7 protein-coding genes are annotated in these 12,907 nt (G+C 42.4%); 1 reads left to right on the top strand and 6 read right to left on the bottom strand.

Going from position 1 to position 12,907, the window contains the following annotated elements; genetic code table 11:
• Window positions 1-64: 64 nt before the first annotated feature.
• From MusilaSJ_RS00820 to MusilaSJ_RS00800, 5 genes are all read right to left on the bottom strand, one after another.
• Window positions 65-1,588: a RagB/SusD family nutrient uptake outer membrane protein gene (locus MusilaSJ_RS00820; RefSeq protein ID WP_274988182.1), complete on the bottom strand. Its 1,524-nt coding sequence runs from the start codon at window positions 1,586-1,588 to the stop codon at window positions 65-67.
• Window positions 1,589-1,607: 19 nt separating this feature from the next.
• Window positions 1,608-4,823: a SusC/RagA family TonB-linked outer membrane protein gene (locus tag MusilaSJ_RS00815; RefSeq protein WP_274988181.1), complete on the bottom strand. Its 3,216-nt coding sequence runs from the start codon at window positions 4,821-4,823 to the stop codon at window positions 1,608-1,610.
• A 169-nt stretch (window positions 4,824-4,992) separates the two neighbouring features.
• Window positions 4,993-7,851: a glycosyl hydrolase gene (locus MusilaSJ_RS00810; RefSeq protein WP_274988180.1), complete on the bottom strand. Its 2,859-nt coding sequence runs from the start codon at window positions 7,849-7,851 to the stop codon at window positions 4,993-4,995.
• Window positions 7,852-7,861: 10 nt separating this feature from the next.
• Entirely contained in the window at window positions 7,862-9,085 is a 1,224-nt protein-coding gene (locus MusilaSJ_RS00805; RefSeq protein ID WP_274988179.1) for an oligogalacturonate lyase family protein, read from the bottom strand.
• Window positions 9,086-9,130: 45 nt separating this feature from the next.
• Window positions 9,131-10,474, bottom strand: a complete 1,344-nt coding sequence (locus MusilaSJ_RS00800) for a rhamnogalacturonan acetylesterase (RefSeq protein WP_274988178.1) — start codon at window positions 10,472-10,474, stop codon at window positions 9,131-9,133.
• A gap of 250 nt (window positions 10,475-10,724) precedes the next feature.
• On the opposite strand from MusilaSJ_RS00800, the gene MusilaSJ_RS00795 reads away from it, so the two are divergent.
• Entirely contained in the window at window positions 10,725-11,756 is a 1,032-nt protein-coding gene (locus tag MusilaSJ_RS00795; protein WP_274988177.1) for a GntR family transcriptional regulator, read from the top strand.
• Here the strand turns inward: MusilaSJ_RS00795 and MusilaSJ_RS00790 are convergent.
• On the bottom strand, window positions 11,751-12,758 hold the full coding sequence (locus MusilaSJ_RS00790; protein WP_274988176.1) for a GntR family transcriptional regulator: 1,008 nt from the start codon (window positions 12,756-12,758) through the stop codon (window positions 11,751-11,753). The two genes, MusilaSJ_RS00795 and MusilaSJ_RS00790, sit on opposite strands and share 6 nt — an antisense overlap.
• Window positions 12,759-12,907 lie beyond the last annotated feature (149 nt).

Here is a 12,907-nt window from a genome sequence, read left to right as displayed (position 1 = left end):
GAAAACCCGAAGAATAAACCATTCTTATGACGATCAAAATAGTTTGTTCATCATTTCCCCGAAATCAATATCCGGGATTTTGCGAATATAAGCCCGGTGCAGCATCAAGTTGTGTTTGCGGTACCGGGTAAATAACGTAATTAGCTATAACCGGTTTGATGGCTTTCTGGGCATCCTCCTTGGCTATCCAGCTATTCATAATAGTTAACAGGTTGCCGCTTCTTTGCAGATCGAACCAGCGTGAACCTTCATCGGCAAATTCCCGGCGGCGTTCATCAAACAGTTGCGCCAGCGTTACACCTGTTAGCGACGGCAACCCAGCCCTTGCACGTACCTGGTTAACAATAGCGTCAACATCAGCCTGCGATCCGCCGGTTGCGCCATTCAAGATACACTCGGCCTTAAGCATTAAAACATCGGTATACCTGATGGCGATGAAGTTAATGCCCCAGTCAAAGCGGCTGGCCGTTGGAATTTTTGTTATATCCAGCCATTTTTTAAAGAACGGACGGTTTTCTGTACTACCCGCGTTGGTGTAACCGGCGGTATATATCGTAAATGCCTTCCGCACATCAACAGCGTCATAGCTGTTTGCCAGGTCATTTGATACCGGGATAATCTCCAGGCTTCCGTTTGATTTGGTATCCTTAATAGATAAAAAATAAGCGCTTGGTGCAAGCGTCCACGGGTATGAGGCTCCGTAAAGATCACTTGTACCGCTGATACCACTGGTATACATCACATCAAAGATAGCTTCTTTGTTAACGGCAGGACTTTGGTTGGCATATGAAAATATATTGCTGTAAGTAGGTTCAAAAGCAAACTTGCCGCTGCTGATAATATCCTGCAATAATGGCAAAGCCAGATTCCATTCGTTTGATCCGGTTCCCGGCCCTTCAATGCCATAATTGGGCGCCGATTTAGCCATATACACCTGTGCCAGCACGGCTTCTGCCGCATACTTGGTAGCACGGCCTACATCTACCCCGGTATACGTTGTGGGTAAGTTAGCTATGGCCGATTGCAGATCGGCTATGATCAGCTTGTAAACATCGGCTACCGAACTGCGGCCTATTGAATTTGCCTCAGGCGCAGTAACAGGGTGATCAATAACAGGAAGTTTCCCGTAATACCTAACCAGGTCGAAGTAATAAAATGCCCGCAGAAACTTAGCTTCGGCCTGTAGCCTTGTAGCTAATGATGCCGAACCTATATAGCTGCCATTTTTAGCAACCTGGTCAAGCAGGGTATTAGCTCTGAAAATACCGTTAAAATCGGTACCCCAGGCTTCAGTAACATAAGCATTGGCTGCTAATGATGGCGAGAAATCATTTACCGGGTCCCAATCACGTACGGTAACCGAAACACCATAAATATTATCCGAACGTATTTCAGACATATTGGCTAAGCGTACCGGGTAATTGTGCAGATCGGCATAAATGGCGTTTGTAGCCTGCAAAAAATCACTTGGCGACCTGTAAAAAGTTGCTGTTGTTGAGCTGGATATTGGCACCTGGTTTAAATCCTTATTACAGGAAGCCATTAAAATAACAGCTGATATGGTTGATAGAAAAAATATCTTTTTCATTTTAATAGGTTGAAAATAATTAAAAAGTAACATTTAGCCCGAAGATCAATGATTTAGCCAGCGGTAAGCCTCCGTAATCTCCCGCTTCGGGGTAATTACTGTCAGAGCTTATAGCTGTATTTTGTGCCTCGGGATTGAAACCTCCATAATATTTATCATGCCCGAAAAAATTTTCGGCCGTAATATACAGGCGTGCTGCTCCTAAAACCCTGGTTTTAAATACATTTTTAAGATCGTAACCCAGGGTGATATTTCTAACCCTCACATAATCTGAAGAGTACAACCAATCGGTATTAGCAACGAAGCCGAATGTAGAGTAAGCTTTACTAACGCGGCCGGCGCCCTGGTTTTCGGGCGACCTCCACCGGTTTTCATAAAATGCCGGAGCATTATCAGTAAAACCCTGGCCTGTACGGGTTATAGCTCTGCCAAGCAGGGAATAAACTGACCCGCCATTCTGGCCCTGCACTAAAACAGTAAGGTCGAAGCCTTTCCAGCGTACAGTATTGGAAATACCCCAGGTGTAATTGGGGTTGGGATGACCAACAATCTGCTTATCTGCTTCAGTTATCACACCATCGCCGTTCAGGTCCTGGTATTTCGGGTCACCAACGGTTTCACCGGTGCCGTAGGTTGCCACATGGTTATCAATATCTGCCTGTGTAAGGAAACCGATTTGCCTTACTACATAGATACTGTTTATTGGCTGGCCTACGCGCAAAATAGCGTCTGAAACATCAAAGGAGTTTGGAATAATAATTTGCTGCTGGTTACCGTAAAGGCTTACGATTTTATTTTTGTAATGACTGATATTGATTGATGTGCTCCATTGAACCTTGCCCACCAAATTGCGGCTGGTTAACTCCAGCTCCTGGCCAACGTTGCGCACCGAACCGGCATTGCGCAGCTGGCTGCTAAAACCGGTAGATTGCAGGATAGGTACATTCAGCAATAAGTCGGTATTTAATTTATTATAGTAATCAAATGAACCAGTTAAACGGTTGCTGAAAAACCCGAAGTCGAGGCCGACATCAAAAGTTTGTGATTTTTCCCACTTGATATCGGGGTTTGGCAGATTGCTTGGGGCTTGACCAATAGCTAATGCCTGTGGCGAACCTAAAACGTATCCGTATGAACCTATTTGCGAAATACTTCCGTAATCGGCAATGCTGTTATTGCCATTTACACCATAGCTAAAGCGCAACTTCAAATCGCTTATCACGGGCAGTTTTTTCATGAAATCTTCCTGGATGATGCGCCAGCCCACGGATGCCGAGGGGAAAATACCGTATTTGGTATTGCCGCCAAACCTTGACGACCCGTCTTCACGCAAGCTTGCGGATAACAGGTACTTGTTCTTATATGCATATTGCGCGCGGCTAAAGTATGATACCAACACACTTTTGGTGCTGGAGGTACTGCCTGTTACCGCCGCGGCAGCATTTAAAGTTTGGATAACGCTGCTGGTGTAACCGCCAACTGATGATAATGAAGACTGATCCAAACGATCGGTATTGTAAGACTGGCCTAACAATATACTCAAACTGTGATTTGCGTGAATAGTAGTATTGTAAGTCAGCGTGTTTTCATTAACGAAGGTTTGTCTTTTAAAGGTGCTGTATGATCCTGAAGTATTCGCTGTTAAATTAGGATTTTTAGCAGCATCAAATGTTCTGGCGGCAAGATTACCCGCGATGGTATACGGTGTATAGCTGTTAGAAGCATTGTCAACATTATCAAGGTTCAGTGAGCTTCTTAATGTTAAGCCTTTTATAATTTCATATTCGGCATATATGCTTCCCAGTGTGCGGTATTTTTTTGTTTGTCCTACTTTATTCTCCAATTTGGCTATAGGGCTGTTTGCCGAATTGCCCCAGGTATATTGTCCGTTTTTAAATGCATTGGGATATAAACCTACCGTATCCTCCTGAATAGGACTATAACTTATAGCCTGATGGAAGATATTGTCTTTTCCTTCAACACCGGGATCCTGCGAAATAGAATAGGTAGGCGCTATGTTTAAACCCAATTTCAGATTCTTCGCAACGCGCGCTTCCACATTAGCCCTGGCCGAATAAGCTTTATAACCCAAGCCTTTCACAAAACCATCCTGATTAGCATAGTTTCCTGATATAAAATAATTTACAAACTCATTGCCGCCGCTTGCACTTAAAGCCTGGTTTTGCATAGCCCCCTTTTGCTCAATGGCTTTCTGCCAGTCTACATATTGTAATCCCGGGTGGCCCGGCATAGCCCATCTTGGGTCGAGCATATAGGCTGCGCTGAAAGCACCGCCATTCAGCGCCTGGCGTTTTGCATTATCATCACTTGCGGTAGCACCTTGTGCACCAAATTTGAGCACATAGGCCGCGTTGATCATTTCGGTAGCCCTGTCAATCCATTGGTCGCCGTTGAGCATGGGTAAATATTTAGCGGCAGCATTGTAACCATAGTAAGCGCTATAGGTAATTTTAGCCTTGCCCGATTTTCCTTTTTTAGTGGTGATCAATACAACACCATTTGACGCCCTTGAGCCATATATAGCCGCCGCCGCCGCATCCTTTAAAACCTGGATATCTTCGATATCATTAGGGTTGATATTATCAAGCGGGTTTCCAGTGCTAAAACTACCACCGCTGCCTATAGCTGAGACGGACAAAGGAAAGCCATCTATTACATACAATGGCTCGTTGCCGGCACTGATAGAGCCACTGCCGCGCACGTTAACGCTAAATGCTTTGCCCGGCACACCTGTTGTTTGTTTAACAGTAACACCTGCCATTTGCCCAACAAGCGCCTGATCAACACGTGTTATGGCCCGCTCGTTTAAATTATCGGCCTTGAAGGTTGCCTGAGAGCCGGTAACGTTTGCCCGTTTTTGAGCGCCGTAACCGATAACTACCACTTCGTTTAATTGCGATTCGGCTTCGGTTAAACTAACGTTGATAGTGTTGTTTGTACCTACGGTAACTTCTTTAGCATCAAAACCGATTGATTTAAATATTAACACCTGTCCTGCCGAGGCCTTGATGGCGTACTTTCCGTCGAGATCGGACGTAGTACCTGATTTTGTGCCTTTTATTTGCACGGAAGCAGCCGAAACCGGTTGGTGCTTACTATCTGTAATAGTACCCGTAATGCTAAGCTTTTGTGCCAATGCACTGTTTGCCCCTGCCACATTAAAGAGCAGTAATAGCAATAGCATTTTACAAGAATGAATAAAAATTCTTTTCATAAAATCAAGTTAAGGGGTTTACTGTTTGGTACAGCTTTGGTTATAATTGTATAAACGAACTTATAAGTTAATTTCAATAACACCATCCTGTAGCATCCTGCTCCAATGTATTAAAACACAAAAAAGGTGGCCGATACGACCACCTTTTTGAAATAAAACCCTTAAATAATTATTTAATAAACAATGGCTTAACCGGCTCAAGTGTTACTGGCCCAATTAGCCCGGAAGGCTTCGGTTCCCAGTTTATAGCGGTAAAAAGCCCGTCAGGCCCCTTAGAACCCGGGCTATGTGACTGAAAATTGGTGTTATAAAATATACGGTAAGGGATATGCTTCTTATCCATATCAATAATCCGGTTAACCATGAGGTTAGCTACCCTTATTTGCAACTGATTAACCGTCCTTAACTGTGCTGAAGGAATAGTAACCACATACTGTGGTCCGATCAGTGTAGCCAGCTTTTTACCGTTTAGATAAACCTCTGCACTTTCGTTAACTTTTCCCAAGTCAAGCTTCCAGGCAGCGGCATTTTGTACCGGCTTTTTAAAGGTGATAGTGTAACTGCCTGTTCCGGAAAAAGCTTTAAGGTCATCACCACCTAAATCTGTCCATGATTTGAGCTCTGCGATTTTTATTGGTTGTGGCAACGTTGGGCCGCCTTCGGTAAAGTTGAGTGTCCATGTACCATTAACAGGCACCTTGTTACCTGCAGCCTGATAATAGGCATAGGCTGCTATTTGAGTTTTTACAGGCAGGGTTTGTAAAATACAGCTTTGCCCAGGCGATAATTGCAGGTAAACGCTTGTTTTACCGTCGGCCTGCCTGCGGCTTTTGGCCAATCCATAATTTTTTGTCATGGGATCAAATACCACCACTGATGCTGCATTAACAGATAGATCAACCCAGCCATCAACCTGATTGCCGCCGCTATTTGTTATAAAATAGCTGTTACCATTTTTATAAGTACGGCGTACAAATTGTAGCCCTTTATCGGTCATTTGTTCCCTGTTTATTCCTGCCGCATCCAGCAACGGAGCAATATCATCTGCCATTAAAAAACGGCCTCTGCCAACTTTGGCAATTTTAACCCCAGTATTTTCAGCAGTAAAATTTAGCCCGGCAAGCAGGTTTTTAAATGCTTTTTCACGTTCCTGTAACCCGGCGTATCCCGGAACACCCGATGGAAGATTTTTATACACTATTATTGTTGCCCCGGCCTTTGCCAGATCCACCATTTTATTAAAGGTTTCGAGCGGGATATATTTATTATCGGGCAAAAGGATAGTTTTATAATTAAGGCCGCCGGTAAGCAAATGGCTGCCGGATGCTTGCACATCCATTATTTGCTTATCCGATATAAAATCAAACGTGTAGCCCTTTTTAAGCATTTCTTCGGTAGATGATTCAAAGCCTGTACCTTTAAAATCGGGCTTCATGGCATCATAATGCTTAAGCAAACCTTTATCGCCAGGTTCAGAAAAACTGTCAAATAACGGATAATAAACCAATACATCATTATCGGGCCTTCCTTGCTGCAAAAACGACTGGCAATTGGTGATATATTGATTTAAGGTCGAAAAATCATTCCAAAACGGATTGGTTTGATTAAAATGCACCGCGGCGTAAAATAACCATCCCGGCCATTGGGCATTTTGTGGTGAGTAACTAATGCCATGATAAAAAATATGGTTTACGCCTCCTACAAAATATTTATCGATAGCCTGTTTAACATCTCCCAGCGACGACAAAAAATGATCATTAAGCCATGTTGCCGACTCGGACGACGCAAGAGGCTTCCCCATTACGTGAGCTGCCGATGTGGCAAATTTAAACCGCAGCACGTCATCGCCCTCTGTTTCGGGAATATCAATAGCAGCATATAGGTCCAGTATATTTGATGGTGAACCGTGTGATTGATTGCGGATTAATGTCCCCTTAGTTTTAGCCCAGTCATGCCATGGTTTGGTAAAATCATCAAGCAACAAGTCGGATATAGTTTGGCGATAGTCGCACAGGATGCGGCTGTTATTTTCCTTACTATCATTACCAAATAAAGCCGGCAAATGATTGCGCAAATCATAACCACGGCGCTTAATAAATTCGTCAAAAAACAGCGGGGTAAAGTTCGATTGCCCGCGAGCATCATCCACTTCGTATGAATCATTGAAATACGCCCTGATGCCGCTTAAATCCTGGCCTTTAAATGCCTGATCAAACCGGGCAAGATAATGATCAAGCGCCGGTTTGGAAAAATGATCGATAACATAACCTTCACCTCCGGGAGCAGCACGCTCAACCATTTTACCATGCCAACCCTGAAAAAGTGCATACAACTTCCATTCGCCCGCGGGTGCTGTCCAGTTAAGTTTGCCGGCCGCATCAACTTTATTGGTAAGGTTCAATGCCTGTCCCTTGCCATCATAGGCCATTAAAACCGTTAAAGGGATCCGTTTCTCAAACCGTACCTGGTCAAGGGCCATCAACTGCAGGTTTTTATTGCTGCTGACGGGTTCAACCAAATCGGTGATCTTTGGAGCCTGTCCATCGGCCCTCACTAAGGGCTGCTGCACAAACACCACAGGTTCGCTCAGCTTTTCGCCGCCTTTAAGATTGTAATTTTTCCAGAACAATTCTTTACTGGCGTCTTCATTAGTAACCCAGGGGCCGCCAAAAGGCCAACCTGTGGCATTGGCCAGGTCAATGCCCATATTCAGCCGCTTTGCCTCCGTTAGCGTATACTTTAACATATCCACCCATTGCGGCGACAGGTATTGTATAAACTCATTTTCGTGCCCTTTTACCCCGTAAATAGGCGTAATCTCTAATCCGCCCAAACCGGCTTTATGGTAGCTTTCCATGTTCCAGGTAAGATCTTTTTTATTTACCGCACTACCTTCCCACCACCAACGGGCCCAGGGCTTAGTTTGTTTGGTAGTTGCAGGCCAGCCAACTTGTGCAGATACTGTTTTGGCGCCCGTTAGCAGTACGAATGCTATAGCTATTTTTAAATTATTTTTAATGAATGACATCTGTTTAAAATTATTGATGCTTGGCAATTTCTACCGCGTAAACGCCTTCGTGACCTTCAAAGTTGGCCCTGAAAATAATCCATTTTTCATCGGGCGAAAAATGCACATTAGGCTCCAGGTGGTAATTATGATGTTTCATGTTTACCAATTTTTCTGATTTAAAATGATCGCCATTGGGCTTAAATAAATAGATCCACATGCCATTGGGTGCTTTGGCTACCTGCCCGGAATTACCTCCATCGCCGGCAAATGTTTGCTCGTCTTTAGTTACATTAAAGTGGATCGACCATTCGTTCCTGTCCATTTGATAAACATGATCTTCTTTTCCTGTTTTCATGTTAATGCCTGCCAGAAAAAATGTTTGCCCTTTGGGTTTCTGCAAATCAAACCACTCGGTATTGCCCAAGGGTGAAAAAAACTCATGACCGGCTATTTCATTTACCATGGTACGTTTGTGCAACAGCTTGTTTTCGCCGGTTTTTATATTGATGTTCCAGATCCGGTCTACCTTTTCCCAGGGGCCTTCATGACAATAGGAAAGGTTGTCAGGATCTGTAGGCGAAAAAAGCAAGTGGTTTGTCCACTCGTTTTCCCGGTGTATTTGTTTCAATGTTTTATGGTTAACATCAAGCACGTATAAGGTATGCTGGATATGCGCGTCATAGATCCGGTTAAAAAAATCATGCTTTTCGGGATATTTCGCAAGTATTTCACGTTCCCGCTCACCGGTAGCTTTAACACAGGCCATATACGTTCCGTCGGCATTTACAGTACCGACCCTGCCTTTAAAATCGGGGGCAAAGGCGTAGATAAATCTTGTTTTATGAGTGTTAACATTTACAGCGAATATGCTGTCGGCACTTTGATAAAAGGCTTCACGCGTTTTGGCACAAACCATCTCTCCGGATACTTTCGCCCTGTTTGTTAGCTGTTCTATTTTCTGCGTTTTTAAATTAACGGTAAATAGTTGCTCTCCCTTATCCGTTTTACCATAAAATACCATCAGATCCCCCTCATTTTTTATTTGGGGAACAAAAGGAGTATTGTTGAAATAAAAACTGCCATTGTCATTTTCACGATTGACTAAGCGGATTACTTTATGACCTGTTTCACTATCGATCCATTGAGCGGGCATAGGTTTGGCGCCTCCTGTTTCTATTACTTCCTGGGCTTTTAGGGTGACTATCCCAGCTTGTAAAACAACAAGCGTTAATACAGCCAGTTTTTTGCTCATTATCATTTTATTAAAATTTATATGTTCCGGCGTTCATACCGTCAATTAATTTCCATCAGGTTTTATAGTGCTGTTTTTAGGACTCGCCGGCAAACTGAACTTTTCTACCGGATCAGGATGTGATGGATCGAAAGGCGGCGTGTCAATAATATACCGCTCAATGCTCAAATGATTGCTTCTGATACCCTCTATAATGCATTTCGCAAGTTCATAAGCACCATAACTGTTAAAGTGTGTGTTGTCGGCCAGATCATTTGGTTGGTTTGGAAACGAGTTTGCAGGATACCAAACAAATGCCTTTTTAGATCCTTCGTTGCCCAATGCTTCATAAAATTTAGCGGACATAGCATTAAGATCAATCAAAGGCACATGCAGTTCTGCAGCAACTTTTCTGGCTGCATCGGGATAATCGCCAAGGGTATTTACTATTTTACTACTATCATTAAAAGCCCGGCGGCTGGTAGAGGTTACGATTACCGGAATGGCTTTTTTCTCGCGCGTTTTATTGATAAATAGCTTAAAACGTTCGTTATATGATTTATAAGCACCATCCTCCGGCCCCTTTTCCTTTTGATCGTTATGGCCGAATTCAATAAACAGATAATCGCCCGGCTTAATTACACTCAGCATTTTATCCAAACGATGACCATTTAAAAAACTACCCAAACTAAGCCCTGATTCTGCATGATCGGCAATGGCTACACCGGGTTTGAAAAACCGGGTGATCATTTGGCCCCAGGAACACCATGGCTCATCATCCTGATCAACTACGGTTGAATTTCCGGCCAGATAAACAGTTACCTGATCGTCTGCCTTTTCTATCTCCAGCGCATCAACACAGGGTTTTGTACCGTTAAATTCAAGGCTAAGCTTATCGTCCCAATCATATTTGCCTAACTCCCGTGGCTTAAGCGCCACTTTGCCACCTGTACTGATTTCCGGCTTACGAATATTTACAACGAAGCTTAGCTTTTTAACTGCGTTATTGGTCTTTACTTTTTCCAGCATCAACCTCCGCGATTCGGCGCGTACCGTAATATCACCGCTGCCTTTGATATCGCCAACCGTTAAAGTAACCTTATAATTACCCTCGGGTACATTTACCGAGAAGTAAAAAGGTTGATCACTGGTCACATACCCGCCGGTAAGTTTCTTTCCGCCATCGCGCGTTACAGATCTTACTTTAGAACCGAAATCAAAGCCATAACCTTTAATGTCGTTAAATACATCATCGGGACTTACTTTCTGATAACCGGCTGCAGCTTTTCCGTTACCAAAATCAAACTTAAAACTGGTTTTCACAACCTGGGCAAAAAGCTGCCCGGGTAAAATGAGCCGCAACGAAACGCAAACAGAACACAGCAAGATCTTGTATGGCAGCTTGATCATTATGGGATAATTTATCTGGTTACCAGCCGGTTTATATGGGCCGAGGTTTATAATAGATAAAGTTAGAGCATGTTTATACCAACAGCGTCCTGCACCATCCTGATTAAAGGCCATCTTATTGTAACAAATTCATCACTTTATTTGCTTTGGTAACTTATTAGGCTTCCTTTGCCTGCTCCTGAAAAAGATCAAGTCTAATTTAATTACCTTTAAGTTTTGCCGGTGGGCGAAACCTGTTTTAATAATGACTATGAAATCTTCACGTTTTTTAGAATACATCTATATTGATTATTATTCATCCACCCCTAAATACATCCAGTTAGCTAACTCGATCATCAAAAGTGTACGTGAAGGGAAATTAATTATCAACGAAACGCTGCCATCCATTAACGAGTTAAACTGCAATTTTGAAATATCACGGGATACTGCTGAAAAAGCTTATAAACACCTGAAATCAATCGGTCTGCTTGGCTCGGTACCCGGTAAAGGTTATTACATCAAAAACACCGAGGCAGGCCAGCAATTTAAAGTGTTTTTGATATTTAATAAGCTAAGCACCCATAAAAAGCTGGTTTATGACGCTATAGTTGATGGTCTTGGACACGAAGCAGCTATCGACTTCTATATATACAATAACGACTTCGAATTTTTTAAAAAACTGCTTCAAAACAACAGTAACGATTACACCCATTATGTGATCCTTCCGCACTTTATGCACGGCGGCGAAAACGTTCACGATATAATCAATATGCTGCCAAAGGACAAACTAATCATACTTGATAAATTAGTACCGGGAATAAAAGGTGATTTTGCCGCGGTGTACGAGAATTTTGAAAAAGACATTTTCCAGGCCCTGGAAGAAGCTCTGCCGCAACTAAGAAATTATCATACTCTAAAGATCATATTTCCTGAATACACTTATTTTCCGGGCGAAATATTGAAAGGTTTTTTCAGCTTCTGCATTCAATATGCGTTTACTTACAAAGTAGTTCATGATGTACAGGGAGAACCTATTAATGAGGGAGATGTATTCATCAACCTGATGGAAAACGACCTTGTGGTTTTGATTGAAAGGATCCTGGCTACGGAATTAAAAATAGGTAAAGATGTCGGCGTGATTTCATACAATGAAACCCCGCTAAAAAAAATCATCCTGAATGGCTTAACTACGATATCAACGGATTTTGAGGAAATGGGAAAAATGACCGCGGACATTATTAAAAATGGATCTACCGGGCGTTATGAGGTGCCCTTTTACCTTACACTCAGGGCTTCGTTATAGCGACTTCCTGATAATTATTTTAAAAGCATTTTTAATAACCGCGGCTTTGTTTTGCAACATTAACTCAGCTGTTTTTCTGCCCATTTCTTCAAAATCACTGGTAATAACGGTAATATCCAATAATTCTTTAAACACGGTTTCATTAAAAGATATGATCCCTATATCTTTTCCTAATTCATACCCACTTGCCCTGGCACCTTTAATCAAATCGGCAAGGTCATTTTCGGTCAATGCAATATAAAGGGTGCTTTTTTTGAGATCGTCTGTTTTAAAAGCGTCTATTACTTCAAACTTTTTGTTTTTCTCTTCACAGAACTGCATTATCCCATCCTTAATTTCGGGCGGATGGTGGCGGTCTGCGGGATATATGATAATTAATTTTTTGTATTTGGCAATCAGATCGGTGACCACATTTAATGCGCCGTAGATATCGTTGCGAAAATCCTGGAATACAGCTGACTGCCTGGTTAATTTGGGCAAATCTTTATCCAGCAATATCAACTGATCAACCGGGATCTTCTTTAAAATAGTTAAATATTCCTGCTCGTTACTATAATCAAAAAAATGCGGCATTACCACATAATAATGGTAATTGCCCAAATTAGCATCTATACTTTCCTCGAGCAAAGCGGGATTATAATGATGAATATAAAGATCAACCCTGGCTTTATCGCCTAAAGTGCGTACGATGGTATCGTAAACGGTTTTCTTATAAGAGCTTAACTTATTAAACAACAAAAGTACCTTGATCCTCACATCGGGCTTACCTACTACAAAATAACCCTTTCCGGAAACCGAACGGATATAGCCATTGCTCTTAAGTATCGTGTAAGCCTTTTCAATGGTGTCCCTTGCTACACCGTGTTGTTTGCTGTATGTATTTATTGACAGCAGCTTTTCATTTTTCCGGTAAACGCCTTTGTCAATATTCTTACTGATAGATCCGACAATTTGCTGTACGAGGGATTTCACCCCGTAATTAGCTCTTTGCTTTGTTTGCATTATGCTTGTTTAATTGGTTTACAACGGCGATTTAAACATAGTTTAAATTTGTCAAAGCCATCACAAGCAATGAAAATATAAAATATGTTATTAAAATTAAAATATTGGGGTATAGAGCAGCACTGGTATGTTGCTTTTTATCAGATACT

Origin of the sequence: Mucilaginibacter sp. SJ (genome assembly GCF_028993635.1) — a bacterium.
In the GTDB taxonomy this organism is placed as follows: domain Bacteria; phylum Bacteroidota; class Bacteroidia; order Sphingobacteriales; family Sphingobacteriaceae; genus Mucilaginibacter.
The sequence above is the reverse complement of the archived record's forward strand: the minus strand, read 5'-3'. Positions and strand labels throughout refer to the sequence as shown.